16 protein-coding genes, 1 pseudogene and 1 riboswitch are annotated in these 17,732 nt (G+C 35.3%); of the genes and pseudogenes, 5 read left to right on the forward strand and 12 right to left on the reverse strand.

Features of this window, described 5'->3' with window-relative positions; genetic code table 11:
* Positions 1-8 precede the first annotated feature (8 nt).
* Both ACFFIS_RS17105 and tenA read left to right on the forward strand, forming a co-directional pair.
* Positions 9-665, forward strand: a complete 657-nt coding sequence (locus ACFFIS_RS17105; RefSeq protein ID WP_320379861.1) for an ABC-2 transporter permease — start codon at positions 9-11, stop codon at positions 663-665.
* Positions 666-1,188: 523 nt separating this feature from the next.
* Positions 1,189-1,291, forward strand: a riboswitch (TPP riboswitch).
* 92 nt (positions 1,292-1,383) lie between these two features.
* The gene (gene tenA / locus ACFFIS_RS17110; protein ID WP_390188492.1) at positions 1,384-2,061 is read left to right on the forward strand and encodes a thiaminase II; all 678 of its coding nucleotides are present in this window, start codon (positions 1,384-1,386) and stop codon (positions 2,059-2,061) included.
* A gap of 223 nt (positions 2,062-2,284) precedes the next feature.
* On the opposite strand, the gene ACFFIS_RS17115 is transcribed toward tenA, so the two are convergent.
* Together ACFFIS_RS17115 and ACFFIS_RS17120 are read right to left on the reverse strand one after the other, a co-directional pair.
* Positions 2,285-2,440, reverse strand: a complete 156-nt coding sequence (locus ACFFIS_RS17115; RefSeq protein ID WP_390188493.1) for a hypothetical protein — start codon at positions 2,438-2,440, stop codon at positions 2,285-2,287.
* Between the two features lie 222 nt (positions 2,441-2,662).
* Positions 2,663-2,947: a hypothetical protein gene (locus tag ACFFIS_RS17120; protein WP_320379864.1), complete on the reverse strand. Its 285-nt coding sequence runs from the start codon at positions 2,945-2,947 to the stop codon at positions 2,663-2,665.
* A gap of 414 nt (positions 2,948-3,361) precedes the next feature.
* Here ACFFIS_RS17120 and ACFFIS_RS17125 point away from each other — a divergent pair, with 414 nt between their 5' ends.
* Together ACFFIS_RS17125 and ACFFIS_RS17130 are read left to right on the forward strand one after the other, a co-directional pair.
* On the forward strand, positions 3,362-4,564 hold the full coding sequence (locus ACFFIS_RS17125; RefSeq protein WP_320379865.1) for a dicarboxylate/amino acid:cation symporter: 1,203 nt from the start codon (positions 3,362-3,364) through the stop codon (positions 4,562-4,564).
* Between the two features lie 313 nt (positions 4,565-4,877).
* Positions 4,878-5,107 (forward strand): annotated as a pseudogene (locus ACFFIS_RS17130) (M3 family oligoendopeptidase); the annotation flags it as partial.
* A 115-nt stretch (positions 5,108-5,222) separates the two neighbouring features.
* Here the strand turns inward: ACFFIS_RS17130 and ACFFIS_RS17135 are convergent.
* On the reverse strand, positions 5,223-6,653 hold the full coding sequence (locus tag ACFFIS_RS17135) for a uracil/xanthine transporter (RefSeq protein ID WP_320379866.1): 1,431 nt from the start codon (positions 6,651-6,653) through the stop codon (positions 5,223-5,225).
* Positions 6,654-7,096: 443 nt separating this feature from the next.
* Here ACFFIS_RS17135 and ACFFIS_RS17140 point away from each other — a divergent pair, with 443 nt between their 5' ends.
* Positions 7,097-8,128 carry a trypsin-like peptidase domain-containing protein gene (locus ACFFIS_RS17140; RefSeq protein WP_390188494.1) on the forward strand — a complete coding sequence of 344 codons (1,032 nt, stop codon included), beginning with the start codon at positions 7,097-7,099 and terminating at the stop codon, positions 8,126-8,128.
* Positions 8,129-8,402: 274 nt separating this feature from the next.
* On the opposite strand, the gene ACFFIS_RS17145 is transcribed toward ACFFIS_RS17140, so the two are convergent.
* The 9 genes from ACFFIS_RS17145 to ACFFIS_RS17185 form a co-directional block, all read right to left on the reverse strand.
* Positions 8,403-9,113, reverse strand: coding sequence for a GntR family transcriptional regulator (locus ACFFIS_RS17145; RefSeq protein ID WP_320379868.1), 711 nt, complete (start codon positions 9,111-9,113; stop codon positions 8,403-8,405).
* Between the two features lie 7 nt (positions 9,114-9,120).
* Positions 9,121-10,143: a sugar kinase gene (locus ACFFIS_RS17150; protein ID WP_320379869.1), complete on the reverse strand. Its 1,023-nt coding sequence runs from the start codon at positions 10,141-10,143 to the stop codon at positions 9,121-9,123.
* Between the two features lie 8 nt (positions 10,144-10,151).
* Positions 10,152-10,883, reverse strand: coding sequence for a 2-dehydro-3-deoxy-phosphogluconate aldolase (gene dagF / locus ACFFIS_RS17155; RefSeq protein WP_320379870.1), 732 nt, complete (start codon positions 10,881-10,883; stop codon positions 10,152-10,154).
* 3 nt (positions 10,884-10,886) lie between these two features.
* The gene (locus ACFFIS_RS17160) at positions 10,887-11,978 is read right to left on the reverse strand and encodes a DgaE family pyridoxal phosphate-dependent ammonia lyase (RefSeq protein ID WP_320379871.1); all 1,092 of its coding nucleotides are present in this window, start codon (positions 11,976-11,978) and stop codon (positions 10,887-10,889) included.
* The gene (locus ACFFIS_RS17165; RefSeq protein WP_390188496.1) at positions 11,965-13,062 is read right to left on the reverse strand and encodes an amidohydrolase/deacetylase family metallohydrolase; all 1,098 of its coding nucleotides are present in this window, start codon (positions 13,060-13,062) and stop codon (positions 11,965-11,967) included. The genes ACFFIS_RS17160 and ACFFIS_RS17165 overlap by 14 nt, the downstream gene beginning before the upstream one ends.
* A 44-nt stretch (positions 13,063-13,106) precedes the next feature.
* Complete coding sequence (locus ACFFIS_RS17170; RefSeq protein WP_320379872.1) at positions 13,107-13,724, reverse strand: YesL family protein; 618 nt, start codon at positions 13,722-13,724, stop codon at positions 13,107-13,109.
* A 33-nt stretch (positions 13,725-13,757) separates the two neighbouring features.
* Positions 13,758-14,654, reverse strand: coding sequence for a carbohydrate ABC transporter permease (locus tag ACFFIS_RS17175; RefSeq protein WP_390188497.1), 897 nt, complete (start codon positions 14,652-14,654; stop codon positions 13,758-13,760).
* A gap of 12 nt (positions 14,655-14,666) precedes the next feature.
* Complete coding sequence (locus ACFFIS_RS17180) at positions 14,667-15,602, reverse strand: ABC transporter permease (protein WP_390188499.1); 936 nt, start codon at positions 15,600-15,602, stop codon at positions 14,667-14,669.
* A 275-nt stretch (positions 15,603-15,877) separates the two neighbouring features.
* Positions 15,878-17,503: an ABC transporter substrate-binding protein gene (locus ACFFIS_RS17185; protein ID WP_390188500.1), complete on the reverse strand. Its 1,626-nt coding sequence runs from the start codon at positions 17,501-17,503 to the stop codon at positions 15,878-15,880.
* Positions 17,504-17,732 lie beyond the last annotated feature (229 nt).

Genomic DNA, 17,732 nt, shown 5'->3' on the forward strand with positions numbered 1-17,732 from the left:
TGGCCAATATGCTTCAATCTATAAAAGCGGATGTCATGTTAAACTCGCCCCTACAATATCTATTAGTTTTTTTCCTTGTAGGGATAACTTACTTTTTAACAAGTACCCCGTCTTTCATATTAATTTTCGCAATCAGCAGCTTTATCATCACGTTATTTTATTATGATCGTAAAAAACATACTGAATCCTTCTTTGTAAGTTTGCCACAGTCTAAATTAGCAATTGTAGCAAGTAGATATGTCTCTTTTTTTCTAATTTCATTGTCTCTCATTATATTTCAAACTGGACTTGGACATTTATTTTATTTCTTTGATTATCAAGCTATTTACGTATATGGTTGGAAAGATGTATGTATATTACTTAGTATGAGTGTGAGTATTGCAGCTATCATCATACCGATCTACTTTGCGATTCGTTCTTTTCTATTCTCGACGGTAGTCGTCATTGTTTTATTCTTTATAGGATTTTATGCTTTCTTGGAAATGTCTACCTATGCACAACCTATTGATGGTTTTATACAATTAAATAACTTAGAACCATCCATTATAATCTTACACTACATTCCAACACATCCCATCCTTATTTTATCAAGTGTAAATATAATTTTGCTCATTGCTTCCATTTACCTTTCAAATTGGCTTTTTACACGAAAAGATATTCGCTAAGGAAATATGTTGACAAATAAATGTTTATATGAGATTATAGTAAGGTTGCTGTAACATGTGAGTAGCTGGCATTCTGCATTTGTTTTTGAGGATGCTTATTCACTCTGGCGCGACTAAGGGGTCGCAGGGACGTTAGAGTAGGTAGGGCTAACGTTGCTTAAGTTAGAAAACGAGAGTGGAACTTTTACCGCGGTTAACGTTGACCTTTTTTATGAAGGTCCGATGAAAGTTCTTTATAAAACGTATAAAGAAAAATATAAAACGCTTCCCATCGTGTCTATGGGAAGTATAAAAATATACTTGTATGTTACATTGAAACAGTAGGGGCCCCTTTATTAGAGGCCCCTTTCCAATTTCAAATTGTAAATTTGATACATAGTGCTTTCCATTAGATTTCCATTCACTTTTCAAATCCGATCTCTTTGGTTACCACGTAAAAACTCTTAATCTTCAATATTATCAAAGTGAAAACTTGACTTATTATGATTCTTTGCTAGCATAGGAGTTGAATCGAATATAATAATTTTTCTACTAGGGGCGCCATATTGGCTGAGATAAATGTAAATTTAGCACCCTTAGAACCTGATCTGGTTAGGACCAGCGGAGGGAAGTAGATTTTTCTTAAAATAGCTTTGCGCCCTATTTGTGCACCTTGCTTTATTTTGTAATGCTTCCTTCTACTAGTCTTTAGAAAAAAAGATTAGAGGAGGATTTTTTTATGCAGTTTACTGATCAATTGAAGATGGCTACAAAAGATAGCTGGGAACAAAGTTTGAATCATCCATTTGTTCAAGGGATTGTAAGAGGAGATTTACCGCTAGATACTTTTAAGTATTATATTTTACAAGACATTTATTACTTAAAACATTACGGTAAAATTCATGCGATTGCGGCTTCACAAGCAGATGACTTTAAACTAACAGCAATTTTGGCGAAAAAAGCAAGCTCTACTGCTGAAGCTGAATTAACGGTTCACAATGAACACGCAGCAATTTTAAATATCACGCAAGACGAGGTGGGAAACTTTAAACCTGCTCCGACAGCTTACGCATATACATCTCATTTATACCGTGCGACAATGTCCGGGAACTTAGCTCATACTGTCGCGGCAATGCTACCTTGTTATTGGCTATATGCTGACATAGGTAAGAAAAATGAAAACGCTACACCTGAACCGGATATTTATCGTAATTGGATTAAAATGTATGCAAGCGACTGGTTTCAAGATGCAACAAGCGAAATGATTGACATGTTAAATACACTTGTTGCAGACATGAATGAAAAGGAGAAAGAAAAAGTAAAAGAACAATTTGTTATTGCAAAAGAATACGAACTCCATTTCTGGGAAATGTCTTACACAAAGGAAACATGGTTATCCAATAAAAAATATACTTGAATATAAGATCAGGGAATCTAATAGTTAGTACTTTAAGTAACTGCGGTGTATGTTATGTGTTGAGGTTGGTAGGCTATAGAAGCCACACTCGCAAAAAGCGAAAAATTCTACAGAAGCGATATTTTAGCACTTAATCAGACGGGAGTATGTCTAAAAAAATAAGCTGGTGATAGGCCAGCTTATTTCTATTTGTTCTGCGTTTTGATTATAACCTAACATGTAGTTATTTACGCTTACGCTTGTTTTTCTTACCATCTAGGTTAAGAAATTCACTTTCCTCTGAGATCTCCACATCATGTTTTGGGCTCGTGTCATACTTATTCGCGATATTTTTCTGTTTTCCTTTATCTCTTCGACGATTTTTATTTTCCTCAGACATCGTAATAGCCTCCTTTGCATGTTTACTATGTCCTTTTATAACGAAAATTATTATTTTACCAATAGATGATAGCGTAAAGTATCTCATAATATGGTGTGGACGCAAATTCACTTTTTATACAGAATATCAAATTGATCCTAAAAAGCCCGAATTTCCCCATTAAAAAAAGAGCACACTTTAATATTACATGCACTCTTTTTCCATTCATATTTACTTCATTATTTAAGCAGTTGCACCTTGGAATGAATCGACAATGGAAGTAATAATAAATCCAATTGCAGATGCAAATAGGAAAGCTATTCCCCAGCCACCGAGGCCTGCCCCCATAATTGTTACCTTTCCAATCACGGTTGGAATTGTTACTAATATAATACCAGTACCAAAAATAACCATTGCAGGGTAATAAGGTAAGTATTTTGCTTTGCCTGCAGCTTTTGTTAAGACAATTCCAATTAAAACTAATACCGCAGCCATTACTGCCCCTATGATGACAACAGACTGTACCAAAGTATCACCTCATAATTATTCTATGTATTAATGATATTTCACTCCTTATAGTCTACATTTTCAAGTTGATAAAGTCAATAAAAACAAGGTATGCACGTTGTTTATGCTAAAAGCTATCTTGAAAAACATAGTAATTGTTTCGAATTATTTGAATACAATTGAAGTAAAGTATATTATTTGGTCTCATACACATACCCCACCACGTTGTATAAAGCCCATAACCTAAGTTCCGTCATTTTGTAAACGATTACATCATAAGGAGATGATAAAAAAATAATAGCATTTACTTGTTAACTCGTCATTTATAACAACACTTCATGGCCAGGTAGCGCCAATGCATGAAGTGAACACGAAATGAAAGATCAACAAATCACGTGAAAAAAATCTATTCTTTAAAGGGAGGGAATCTTTAGTATGAAGAAGCATTTTATTTACCAAATTATTGGCGCCTTTATATTAGCTATAATTGTTGGGGTCATCTTTGGTGATAACTCAAAATACGTACAACCACTTGGCGATTTATTTTTAAGACTTATTAAATTTATCATCGTTCCTTTAATTCTTTCTACTATTGTTGTCGGTGTAACTGGTGCTGGTGATGTAAAAAAACTAGGTCGCCTAGGTGGTAAAACAATTACGTATTATCTTGTAACGAGTTTCATTGCTATCTCACTTGGAATTTTAGCTGGAATTATTTTTTCTCCAGGAACTGGAACAGATTTAAACGTAGAATCTACAACGACGGAAGTAAATGAAACAGAAGGTGTCATCCAAACCTTGTTGAACATTGTACCAACAAACCCGATTGAATCTTTAATGACTGGCGATATGCTGCAAATTATTTTCTTTGCCATATTTTTAGGAATTGGCATCACCCTTGTTGGTGAAAAGGCAATACCTGTGCAGCGCTTTTTTGATGGGTTAGCAGAAGTGATGTATAAGATTACTGGCATTGTGATGAAATTAGTTCCGCTTGGGATTTTCGGACTACTTACACCAATTGTTGGTGCATATGGGTTATCTGTATTAATGCCACTAATGAAATTAATCATAGCTATGCTTGTCGCATGTATCGTTCATGCAGGAGTAGTCTATTCTGTTGCAGTTAAATCTTTAGGGAAAATGAATCCATTACAATTTTTCAAAGGGATATTCCCTGCTGCTACTGTAGCGTTCAGTACGTGCTCCAGTTCAGGAACACTGCCTGTTACAATGAAAAATACCGAAGAAAACCTTGGTGTATCAAAAGAGACTTCTAGTTTTGTGCTACCACTTGGCGCAACAATTAATATGGATGGAACCGCCATTTATCAAGGAATTTCGGTTATGTTTATCGCGCAATACTTTGGTACGGGATTAACATTTGCGCAGCTCCTCACTGTTGCCCTAGTTGCAACACTTGCATCTATCGGTACTGCCGGTGTACCAGGTGCTGGATTAATTATGCTAACGATGGTTTTAACAGCTGTTAATCTACCGCTAGAGGGGATTGCATTAATTGCTGGAATTGATCGGATTTTAGATATGATGCGGACATCCGTGAATATTGTTGGAGATGCATCAGCTGCAGTTGTCGTGGAGCAATCAGAACGAAAATATGATTCCGTTGCATCATAATATTGGATTTTGTATTATATTGTCGTCTTCGTAAAGTGAAACAACAACGGGCTTCCTTTTGCCGACATAAGGAATTGTAAGCCTCGTATGCAAAACTTTACAAGGGAGATTTGGGTTAACATTTTGTTAGCCCTTTTTTATTATTTAGGAGACATTTTTTAAAGAAGGCACGGAAAATATCCGGGTTTAAGTTCTGCCCTATTAATTTTGCGAAATATTACAAGGTCATATTTTTTTGCTTGCAGGATATTGTAAGTTATTTGTCGAATGTTACAAGGGTTAGGGCTTGCGAATTTAGTCGTGGGAGTCTCAAACACTAGCACAAATCTGTGCTTTTCAATTTTGGAATAAATCCCAAGAAGACCATGAAGCTGCATGGAAAGATTACATACATTTATGCAATCTCGGAGGATTTAAACCTTTTCTAGGACTTGTTGACAGTGCTAATCTTCTATCACCATTTCATTTGAAGAAGGCACTTTAGTAAATATCATCAGTTCTATTGAAACTTGGCTTAACCAAGTAGATGATCAAGCATTATAATAATGAAAACCGCCTCAGTAGAAACTTTTAGCAAAAGTTCCGTCCACTGTGGCGATTTTTTTATCTTTTAGTACGATAACAGCATATTTATTAGAACAAATGTATACGCGTAACTTTAGTAGGAATTTTTATCATTTAAAGCGTTGTTCATTTCCTCTTTTCCTTTTACACCAACTAAAGTTTCATGACTTTCATGGGAAAGGAAAACATGATGATACTGCACCTTGTTGGAAGCATGACCTTTCGATGGTTGATATGCATCCCATGAAATAAGATTTTCTAATAACAATGCCAAGATGATTCCAACTAATAAACCATTACTTATAAGTGGTTGCATGAGCTTTGGTAATGATTCAAAATACACAGGTGGCATAGTCATTATAACAATACCGACAAATAATGGGATTGCTGTTCGATACACATTTACCGTATTAAATTCTACTTGTTTGAAAAAATCCGATGCTGCATTAAATAACTGTAAATATGCAACAAATAGGACGGCACTTCCGACACTTAGTGGCATGAGAGAAAAGAAGTAACCAATTGTCGGAATACAGCCCATGATAAAAAACATGACCCCACCGATAATAAATGGTAAACGTCGTACATCATTCGTCTGCTTTAAAAATCCGATAGAAGACACATAAGGTGCATAGGGAACAATTCCTATGCACGCTGCACATGTATTTATCAAGCCTGTTAATACAAATGAATTGCGATATTCTTTATCGTTTGTCTGTTTTTGAAACATGGAGTCCGTTCCTTTTAGTGCACCAAATGTATTAGACATATTTAATAATCCCGTCACAATCACAGTCACAATAATGCCAGTATTCCATGTTGGCCGACCGAGTGGAAAAAGCGTGAATTCTAATTGCGATGTTGTACTGAGTCCAGTCGGTGTACCAATCATAACTTCATACATCCCCCAACCAATAAAAATACCAATAAGTAAACTGTACTTTCGAATATGTGTTGGTGCTTTTACACTAATGAATATAACAAAAGTTGCAATGACGATGGATAGCAATGCAATTGGAACTTGTATGTTAGCTTGGGCTGCATCACTTTCAAAAGGAATTCCTAACATTCCTTTCATAAAAATAAGGATTAATTGGCAGCCGAATAAAAACATAAAGACTCCCATCACTGTAGGCTTGAATAGTGTGGCCAATTTAGGTCCGAGTCCTACTAGGCCTATCAAAATAGTAATTAAACTAGATAGCAAAATACCAACTGCTAAACTACCACCAAGCTCTGTTAAAGGCATTCCTTGCGCAGCCGCTGTTGTCGCTAATGTTAAAATGACTCCCCACCATAAACCTGATTGTCCTTCCATAATTGGTCGTCCGTGCCCAAACAATGCTTGCAAAAGACAGGCAATCCCTGTCACGATAAATGAAAGTTGTAATAATAACACAACCCGCTCACTCGGCAAGTGAAATGCTGCACCTACTGTAATTGGGATTACAACGATATTGGAAAAAATAAAAAAGAGCCATTGTAAGCCCGAAATCCAAACATCTGATTTTGTTAATTCTTTCACTTTTATCACTTCTCCCTACAAACAGTTAACCCGCGATAAAACAATGAACATGATTTTTTTTATTCATCATATTATTAAATTATGACATAGTTTGAAACTGGTTCAGCGTCATTTTTTTATAAACTACGCAAATGCAATTCATTTTAAATGTAGCATTACAAAAACATTAAAATATAGCACAATTACATTAAAATAACATGACATAAACAGTGTATAATAAACCTTCTCATCAAGCAAATACGCTACAAACTGATATAGACCTTTTCATTTCAACACTATCATCATGAACTCCTTATCAACGACATGATATAATGAATAAAACCAGGCGTACAGCGATAAAGAGTCGTGTTATATCTAGGTTATCTAACTATTAAACTGTGAATAGATTTAACTCATTTGGAAAGATCATTGCATTTAATTACTCCGAAAAAGGGGAATCTCATATGCATTGTGCAAATTGCGGAAAGACTTTTGAAGAAAAAAGCCGTTTTTGTTCTTATTGTGGTTTGAAAGTTCCTAAACGTAGACGTACGTTACTCATTTTTTGGGGCATAACCGTCATGTTTATAAGTTTTTACTTGTTGAGCAACATGGGTAATCTGTTGCATACGAATAAAACCGCTATCCATCACACAACACTTCAAACTAGTGTGCATCATTTTTTTAAGGATACGTCATCATTAGGTTTCAAGCGAATATTTGCAAATGATCAACCACAACCTTATACAGATCTGATTTCGCAAGCACAAGAAACAGTCTACACCGTACTAACAGCATATAATCAAGGGTCTGGCTTTCTTTACAATGAAAATGGTATTGTCATCACAAATGCCCATGTTGTCGAAGGAGAAGTACAAGTCTTTGTAAGAACTTCGGATGGTGATGAATTTCTTGGTACTGTAATCGGCTATTCAAATGAAACAGATATTGCAGCCATCCAGGTACCACGTCTTATTGGCGTTCAGCCATTCTCTTTAGAAACAGCAAACAAACACGAAATCGGCGAAGAAGTGATTGCCCTCGGCAGTCCGCACGGTTTAGACAATACCGCAACATTAGGATATATTACAGGAAAAGACTATCATTTTATTATCGGCTTTTATCAATATAACGACTTATATCAAATATCAGCTCCAATTGCAGAAGGTAGTAGTGGTGGTCCTTTAATTTCCAAGCGGGATAAAAAGATTATTGCAATAAATGCTGCTAAAAGTCTTGAAGATGAGACAGTTGGTTTTAGTATCCCACTGTATACAGTGCAACAACTGATTCAAGATTGGCTTGATAATCCCATGTCAGAAGATGATGTAATTGAAACATTTTATCGTGCAGCAGGAAATTGGTTCTTTCAAAGTAAACCAACTGATAAACAATCCTTTCAAGATGATACTAATTCTGACGCTCAATCGGATTATTTTTGGCATGATAAAGGACATAATGAAGCGGGATTTACTCACTTTTTGAGTGATGTTTGAAATATATGGACCAAATTATTTGAATAGTCATAAGGGTTAATTTGAATAGAGAATACCAGACAGAATTTAAACATACGAGAGTTAAGGTCACGAGTGTGTCCACGTGGCCGCTACATCATTTTTCAATAAGAAGAAACAGTTATAAATGCCAGGCAAAACATATTTTATCAACAATAAAAAGGGTATTGAACTCGCCAATAACCCCCTTTTTGAATCAAGTTGCCGCATATTTTCTTTTATTATACCAACCACAATTACAACTCTCCCCCAAACCTTACACATCAAAGTTTACAATATACTTGTTAATCTCTGTATTATAAAAGGCAACAGAACATTCCACCACACGTTCATTAATATCAAAACTATACCTTGTTCGTTGTAACAAAGGTTTCAAATCAACATTTAAGATTTTGGCGATCCGTTCATCTGGTACTTCTACGCCAAATTCATCTTTAAACCGATTAAATTTAACTCCTTGCTGAAATAAAATCTCATATAAAGAATTTAATAATTGTTCCTGTTCATTTGGTAGTTTGATTGACTGTGAAATGTAATGCTTGAAATGAATGTATGGTTTTTCATCTAATGTATATAAGCGTTCAATACAGTAACATGTATCCCCAAAGAGTTTTGCTAGTTCAGTTCCAGCCTCAGGATGTACGATTGATAATGATGCAGATGCCTTTTTCAAATCATGTCCTTCAGATATTAAGTACTCTGAAAATCTTTGTCCCTTCGACAGCTTGGAAACCGCATGATTATCTAATACAGTTGTACCAATGCCACTTCGTTTTTCAACATAACCTTGTAATGATAATTGCTCTACTGCCTTCCTTATCGTAATCAAACTGACATCAAATTCATCTTTCAATTCCGGTTCAGAAGGAATAAGTGTATTTTTAGGGTACACACCATTAATAATACGTTCTTTCAAAATCTCTTGCACTTGCATATATAAGGGACCTTTTTTTAAAGATAATTTCATAGTATTTCTACCTTTCTATTTGTACTTCATTATTATTCATAAAGGACCATACTTCATCTTCTGTACAAATAGGCGAGTCACCGTAAGTTGTATGTGCTAGGACAGAAGCAACTGTAGCAAATTCAACAAGCTTCTCATGAGGATATCTTTCCACTAATCCATGAATGACACCACTTGAAAACCCGTCACCAGCTCCGAGTCGATCCAATATCTTTAATTTATATTCACTTGAAAAATGTATTGTTTCATCACGATAAATAAATCCTTGTAGCCATTGTCTATCTTTCATTAAATCATTTTTTCTCATTGTTCCAGCAATGGTATGAATCGCAAATTTTTTAGCAACCTTAGGAATTAAATCTTCAATTTGTTTTTGTTGCTCTGTTTCTGATGTTTCCATATTCAATATATATTGTGCATCTTTTTCCGCCATAAAACAAATATCCACATATTGTAATAGTTCCTTATAATATGGTCTTGCTTGTTCATATTGATTATCCCATAATTTCGGTCGATAATTAAAGTCGAATGCAACAGTAATTCCTAATTGTTTTGCTTTCTTTGCAATTGCTAATACACTTTCACGCGTTTTATCCGAAATTGCTAAAGCAATACCACATAAATGAATAAGCGATGTGTCTAGCAATAACATTTCTAAATCATATTCCGTTATGGAGGCTGTACAAAAGCTACTTTCATATCGATTCGAATACGTAACCTTTGTTGGTCTTGGATGAAAGCCATTCTCTAAAAAGTACATACCTAAATATTCTCCACCACGAATAATATCTGTTGTAGTAATTCCCAAAGAACGAATATACGCACTCGCTGCATCACCTAAACTATTATTTGGTAATTTTGTAATCATCGCAGTATCATGACCGTACTTACTTAGTGCACTCAAAATATTAACACCTGTACCGACATATAATACTTGTAGTTGACGTGCTTGTTCTAATTTCAAATAGTTTGGCGCCTCTAAACGCATCATGACTTCACCGAAGGCTTTTATTTTACCATCTACGATCATTTCTGTCCTCACCCAACTTTTTTCATTATTTTATAAAGTTGCGCCACATCTTCTAATCGTGTGTCACCAGTTTGCTTATCAATAATGGAAGAGTAAACATGTGGAATTACTTTTGGCACACCTGCATCTAATGCAATACGGACAATCTCCTCAAAGTTATGCAGATCAATTCCGCCTGTCGGTTCCAATGCAAACTGTTCCTTTCCACATACTTCAGCAATATATTTATAATGTTCGCGATGCTGCATCCCGTTAAGTGGAAATAGTTTAAGCGAGTTACCACCCATCTCTTTAATTAACGAAATTGCAGTTTGGATAGGTATGTTCGCACTTTCTCTTTCGGAAGAAAGCGGGCCAGTTGCAATATTGACATAGCCTATTTCTTCAGTAGGCTTCACTAGCCCATTAATAAAAGCCGATTTATTCTTTGTACTACAACGTGTATAACCAACAGCTGAAAAGACCTGATTAATATGAGCAACTTCTACTTCACGACTAATATGTGCAACCATTTCCGCTTGTTTCGGGTTACCAGAACCAAGTCCTAATGATATTGCACCTTCGACAGCATTAGCATACGTTTCTATACTATGAACAGCCTGCTCAACAGATGTATATGCACTTGATAAAAGACCAATGATGACATGTCCTTCCGTTGCTTCATAGATTTCCTTTGCATTTTCAACATGGTTTGCCAGAACATTTAAACAAAGTTTATCATGATAAAAATATGGTTCCACGTCTTACCCCTCCATTATATGTTGTATTCGTTCCACGATAGTTTGTATATCTTGTATTTGCAAAGAACGTGGATCAATATCAAAATATCCTTGTGCGATGCCATAATCTCTTGTATAAATTGCTTCAGGGCCATTTTTCAATAAATTGACAACATCTTGTGCTGACTTTGCTTCATTTTCACCTATTGTAATGCGTGCACGATGAATATTTCGCTTTGCTTCATCTTTAAGTATGGATACCGTCACACCTTCAATTTGATTTAAAACGGTTATTGGTTGTAACAACTCTAATTGCTCATCTGCACTTCGCTCATTATTTGGGTATTGTTCCATTGCTTTTAGTAAACCGAAAATAGCCTCTTTGCCAATTTTCATCGCTCTTCCTATCCCAACTTGATGGTTACGAACATATTGAATAAACTCTTTCTTTCCAGCTAAAATTCCCGAGGTTGGCCCCTTTAAAGCTTTTGAGCCACTAATAATATATAAATCTGCTTGTTTACGATGATCATAAAATCCTGTTTCTGCAGCAGCATCAACAATGAGTGGAATTTCTTTATGCTGTAAAAGAGAATACACTTCAGCTAATTTCGGCATATTGTTTTGTTGGCAATAATGTGATTGCACATAGACCATGGCAACTGTTTTATCTGTTATTGCTTTTTCAATATCTGCTAATGTACAGCCATTCTCATTTCCTACTTCCTTCACCATTCCCCCACCCAAATGAATCATTGTCTTAATAGGGGCGCCGTAATCGATTGCATGCCCAGTCATGATTAATACTTCTCGGTTTAACTCAAGGTCTGCATCATGTAACCGATGGACTGCTTCTTGTGAATCCTTCGTAATGAGACTAGCAACACTCTGTATGATGGCTGCCGATGCACAATTTGTTAAAAAAGCTGCTTCCGTATGTAAATATTGTGCCACAACTTTCCCCGCTTCCGCATGAAGCTGTTCCATTTCGAAGTAGTGCTGTCCCCCATGTTTCATCGCGGAAACTACTTCGTCTGATAAAGTGGATACTCCTAATTTCGTCATACGTCCACTAGCATTAATAACGTAACGCAAATTTAATTTATTCACACTCATAATATTCACCACCTATGATCACAGCGTATGGCTTTATCCGAACAGGGCTTACTAATATATTTCCTACTGAATCAATTAATGTTGTCTCTGCTTGTTCTATTGTAAAAAATGTTAAATCCGCAACCTTTCCAGGAGCTAATTTACCTAGAATTGGCTTATGTAATATATTCGCAGGGACTTCCGTTACACTCCTTATCACTTCTTTTAAATCATAACCTAAGGCTAAAAACTTTGTTAATGTTGTGGCCATATTATACACAGGTCCATATTTGCGATTTTGATCATAAATATCTGTACTTATACTATCGAAGAAGACATCCATTTCCTTCGCTTTTCTAGCCATATGGAATGAAAAACTTGATGTTCCATGACCAACATCAAGATATACCCCTCGGTTCATTGCCGCTTCTACTGCAGGTTTTAGTATTCCGCCGTCATAAAAAATATTATTTCCTTCTTTCTCATGAAAACAATGGGTGATAATATCACCTTTTTTTAATAACGATACAATATCTTCTAAAGACGGAGGAGCACTGCCAATATGTACCATTAAAGGTTTATGTAATCTTGTGCTAAATTCCCGTGCACTTTCTAATGGCTTTATCCCATTACTACCTACAACGCTTGCGCTCATTCTCGCTTTCATACCAACGATAAAATCTGGGTATTTTTTACAGGCTTCATTAATCCCTTCAAACGATATATCATCTAAATTGGCTAGCTCATTCCTCACTTCAAGCCCAATACGTGAAATATTTATAAATGCCAAGACATTGGTTATACACTCGTTCGCAATATCATATAATTCATGGATTGTATCTGCTCCAGAACTTCCCGCATCTACTACAGTCGTTACACCTGTTTTATACCCAATTTCATCTGGATGTGAGCAATAAGGTTGGAACTTCGGAAAGGCATGCGTATGTAAATCAATCCAACCGGGGGAGACATAGACATTTTCGGGTACATGAATCATCTCTCCCCCTTGTATAGGTTTTTCCGATATTTGCTTGATTTGACTATTTTCTATGACGATATTTTTTCTTTCTCCAGTTACTAATTTGACTCCTTGGATGTTTATCATATGCTTTGCTCCTTCGCCACTCCCTAATCCGCTCATTTATTCAATTAACCTTCGTTATATTCATACATTTGAAACGTTTGGGATACTGCCCATGATGTGAATAAGGCTGTTACACTCCCCCCGAAGAAAAACAACAGGGCCGGAATAGAAATCCACGTTGTATAGTAAACAATTCCTGTAACACATAATATAAACACCGTTAGGATTGGGTGTTTAATCCCAATAATGAAAGGCCATTTTAAGTAATCGATAAATTTCAACTTAAAGTGAACAAATATTGGAAAAAAGTAAATAACTACTACAATATATATCACAATCGTTACCAATACACTAAAACTTACAATCTGATAAACAATACTATCCTGTAAACGTAGTATATTAAATTCAATGATTAATAAATAACCAATCGCAAATAATATCATTCCAATACCGTTTGTCTTGAAAAACTCTGTCCGATACGTTTTCCAAAAGGTTGAAAATATCGGAATATCTTCTTGGCCTTGTTGCCATTTTCGGATGACTGCAAACATTGCTGTCGTTGCAGGCATAAATCCAAAAAGAACAAGGCCAAATATTGTAAACAGTACCCAACAAAAGTTTAAATAGGCAAGTCGCATTGTCCATAGTGAAAAACGATAATAGCCACCAACAAATCCACTCATCTATTTACCTCCTTTTGTACGTTTATCTATCCTTTACTCTTTTACAGAACCGATTAACACACCTTTTACAAAGAAGCGTTGTAAGAATGGATAAACGATTAACAGTGGTAATGCAGAAACAATAATAACCGCATATTTGACGAGAGATGCTGTTTTCACCTGATCAGCAAATGATTGGGCAGCTCCTGCAATTGATGCCGCACTGTCTGCACTTACTTCATTCAAAATTAATATTTGTCGTAAAATCAATTGTAATGGATATAGATTTTCATCCGACAAATAGATGAGTGCACTGAAATATTGATTCCATAGAGCGACCGCATGGAATAAAGCCATAACCGCAATAATTGGTAATGACAATGGTAATACAACTCTAAGGAATAAATAAAAGTCACTTGCACCATCTATCTTAGAAGCTTCGACAAGTTGATCTGGTATCGTTTGTTGAAAGAATGATCGTGCAACCAAAATCGACCATGCACCAACTACACCGGGGATTACAATTGCCCACATCGTATTTACCATATGTAAATTTTTTACGACTAAGTAAGTTGGTATTAATCCTCCATTAAATAACATCGTAAATAATATTACCCAAAGGAAAAATTTCTTCGCCATTAATTCCTTACGTGATAAAGCATATGCTGCTGGTAGTAGTAAAAATAAGTGAATACAAACCCCTACAAATGTATACAAGATTGTATTACGATACCCTACCCAAATTGCCTTGTTCTTAAATACACGAATAAAACCATCGAATGTAATATCAACTGGCCACAACCACATTTTCCCCGTATTTACAGCATGAGGATCACTAATGGATGCACTTACAACAAAAATAACCGGATAAATAATAATGAGTGTAACCAGGAGTACGAAGATAGTATTTAATCTATCAAATGCCCGGTCTGATAACGTAAATCTAGCCATCATGTAACCCCCTTACCATAAACTATTTTCACTTACTTTACGTGCAATCTGATTTACTGTGATGAGTAACACGATATTAATTGCTGATTCAAATAAACCTATTGCCGCCGCAAAGCTATATTGTCCTTCTAAAATACCTGTTTCATATACAAAAGTTTGAATAATATCTGATGTTTCCGAGTTTAAATTGTTTTGCATAAGTAGTACTTTCTCAAATCCAATTTGCATAAAGTTACCGATATTTAAAATGAATAAAATGACAATTGTCGGCATAATTGATGGTAAATTGATGCGCATAATTCGCTGAAATCTAGAGGCACCATCTACTTTTGCTGCTTCATGTAATTCTGGATTTACGCCAGCTAATGCAGCTAAATAAATAATTGTTCCCCAACCTAATGATTGCCACTGACCTGACCAAACATATACATGTCTAAACCAGTCTGGACTCGTTAGAAAAGGGATAGGATCCATTCCTAACCAACGAATGAGATGGTTAATAATGCCAGTGTTCGGATCTAGAAATGCAACTAGCATTCCTACCACAACAACGACAGAAATAAAATGTGGTGCATATGTAAGCGTTTGTGACCATTTTTTAAATGGACCATTTCTTAGTTCATTTAAAGATAGCGCAAAAATAATCGGTAATGGAAATAATATTAAGTTATACGCATTTAAAATAATCGTATTTTTTAATAGTCTCCAAAAGTAATAGGAATCAAAAAAACGCTCAAAGTGTTCAAACCACACCCACGGACTTCCTAGAATTCCGAGGTTTGCAAAATAATCTTTAAAAGCTATTTGTACCCCATACATCGGGACATAATGAAAAATAAAGAAATAAAGCAAAACTGGAGCGAGGAAAACATATAATTGCCAATTTCTCAGGAAATTTTTCCTTATTTTATAACCTCTTTTTTTACCTACACGCTGCTCCAACTCCATATTGTTTCCTCCTGTAAGTTCCAAATCTCACGAAATTGAAATCGTAATATTTTTTAATTACATATGGTGAGCAAGTCTGCTAACTTTCATTCATTTCTTATATATCTAGGTGGGATTATACATAGGTGGTATGCCATGAAATATCAAGTTATTAGATGAGCTTTTTACTATCGTACTTCACCAACATGATTAGCACTTCGTTCCCTTGCTTCATATTTATAAGGAGGAGGGCAAGGGGACCCCTCCTCCCTTTCAAATTTAAGGAATATTAATGATTAGCTTTCTTTGTATCTGTCATATGCAGTTTGATAGATTTCCATCAATTCGTCTAAACCTTGTTTTTCAATAGTTTCTACATATTCATCCCAAGTAGAAAGGTCTGCATCACCAGAAATAAATTTATCACGCATTTCTTCTACATACTTCGCAATATCTTGACCTTTTGATTGTAGGAATTTATTTTCATCAGCTGTAAAAGTAAATCTTGGCCATATCTCATCAGGTACAAATGGCTCTATTTTTTCTGCTGCTTCCATTGATTGAGGTGCTGATTCCCCACCTTGGAAAAAGTCTGCTTTAATGATTCCACTAATAGAACCAAGCCATGTTAATTGTTTCGCAATTGCTTGTTCAAAAGTCATGTCGCCTTCTGGATTTAAAATATGGTCCATATAAACTGCTTTACCATCTTTTTCTTCAAAAGTTTCCCCTTCAACACCCATATAATAAAGCTTTGCACCTTCATCGCTATAGAAATGGTCCATCCAACGTACTGTTGCCTCTGGATTTTTATTCTCGCTTGTTAAAACTAAGTTTGCTGGATCCCAAACAGAAGATGATAATTTATTATACGATTGATGACCTTGAGGTCCTTCTAATGCTGCAACACTATTATATTGTGAGCCAATTTCGTCCCCAAATAGTTCAATAGGATCATAGAAAATCATACTTGCATATAAGTTTTCAGACGCATTTGCTAAAAACTGTCCCCATTCAATCGAGAATATACTTTGTTCAATTAAACCTTCATCATATAATTTATGGATAAACTCTAACATTTGGCGATACTCATCTGTTGTAGCATAAAACCGTACTTTATTATTATCATTTGGATCTAAATCTAAGTTAGCGTTTGATGGTCCATGATTCATAACGCCAAATGAACCTGACAGCCACTGTACCAATTCTTGAATATGTGTTCCACCGTATGGAATCGTCTTTCCTCCACCGGCTGGATCCAATTCTTTAACTGCTTTTAAGTACTCATAAAACTCTCCAGTCGTTTCTGGAATCTCCATATCTAACTCTTTAAGCCAATCTTCATTAATCCATGGTCTTGCACTTAAACGTAGTGATAAGAAATCTTCTTCTATAAGAGATGGCATCGAATAAATATTTCCATCCGGAAACGTAATTGCTTTTCGAATACTTGGATCGTTATCCATTAAAGCAGTTAAGTTCGGTGCATATTTTTCGATTAAATCGTTTAACGGAAGGAAAACTTCTTGAGAACCATAACGTAACAAATCGGTATTAGGTATTTGTGCTAGGAAAAATGCATCTGGTAAATCTCCACCTCCAAGTGCAAGGTTCCTCTTTTCCTCCAAAGCATCTGGATTTTGTAGGTCCCATTTCACATTTATATTTGTATCTTCACTATATTTGTTCCAAATCAGAATGTCGTTCCAATCATTATCTTCGTTTTGAGCTGGTTTATTTGCAAAGAAAGTTAAATCAATTTTCTCATCTACAATTGGTAGCCCAGTCTCATTTACATTTTGTCCTGATTCGTCACCTTTTTTTGATTCATTTGTACTTCCTTTGTCACTACATGCGGATATTAACAAACTAAGAATAACAATCATAAGTAGCAGTAATCTCTTATTCAACTTCTTATTCAAAATAATCACTCCCCTGAATTAATTAATTTTTTCTGTAAATTCATGGTAGAAATTTGCTTATGAACATAAGCGATAATACGTATTGCAACTAATGCACCCCTTACTTGACAACCCTTTTCATCACCCCTTATATTTTTTCAGAAAGCGTTTTCAAGCTATATTCAAAATAATAATACTACTATTCTTTGTATAAGTCAATATAACATTATAATGTTTGTAACGAAATTTT

Source organism: Paracerasibacillus soli (genome assembly GCF_042432965.1).
Classification (GTDB): Bacteria; Bacillota; Bacilli; order Bacillales; family Amphibacillaceae; genus Paracerasibacillus; species Paracerasibacillus soli.

Coding starts and splice junctions, on each gene's coding strand:
- ACFFIS_RS17105 (WP_320379861.1), top strand. CDS start 9: ATGCTTCAATCTATAAAAGCGGATGTCATGTTAAACTCGCCCCTACAA.
- tenA (WP_390188492.1), top strand. CDS start 1,384: ATGCAGTTTACTGATCAATTGAAGATGGCTACAAAAGATAGCTGGGAA.
- ACFFIS_RS17115 (WP_390188493.1), bottom strand. CDS start 2,440: ATGTCTGAGGAAAATAAAAATCGTCGAAGAGATAAAGGAAAACAGAAA.
- ACFFIS_RS17125 (WP_320379865.1), top strand. CDS start 3,362: ATGAAGAAGCATTTTATTTACCAAATTATTGGCGCCTTTATATTAGCT.
- ACFFIS_RS17140 (WP_390188494.1), top strand. CDS start 7,097: ATGCATTGTGCAAATTGCGGAAAGACTTTTGAAGAAAAAAGCCGTTTT.
- ACFFIS_RS17145 (WP_320379868.1), bottom strand. CDS start 9,113: ATGAAATTATCTTTAAAAAAAGGTCCCTTATATATGCAAGTGCAAGAG.
- ACFFIS_RS17150 (WP_320379869.1), bottom strand. CDS start 10,143: ATGATCGTAGATGGTAAAATAAAAGCCTTCGGTGAAGTCATGATGCGT.
- ACFFIS_RS17160 (WP_320379871.1), bottom strand. CDS start 11,978: ATGAGTGTGAATAAATTAAATTTGCGTTACGTTATTAATGCTAGTGGA.
- ACFFIS_RS17165 (WP_390188496.1), bottom strand. CDS start 13,062: ATGATAAACATCCAAGGAGTCAAATTAGTAACTGGAGAAAGAAAAAAT.
- ACFFIS_RS17170 (WP_320379872.1), bottom strand. CDS start 13,724: ATGAGTGGATTTGTTGGTGGCTATTATCGTTTTTCACTATGGACAATG.
- ACFFIS_RS17175 (WP_390188497.1), bottom strand. CDS start 14,654: ATGGCTAGATTTACGTTATCAGACCGGGCATTTGATAGATTAAATACT.
- ACFFIS_RS17180 (WP_390188499.1), bottom strand. CDS start 15,602: ATGGAGTTGGAGCAGCGTGTAGGTAAAAAAAGAGGTTATAAAATAAGG.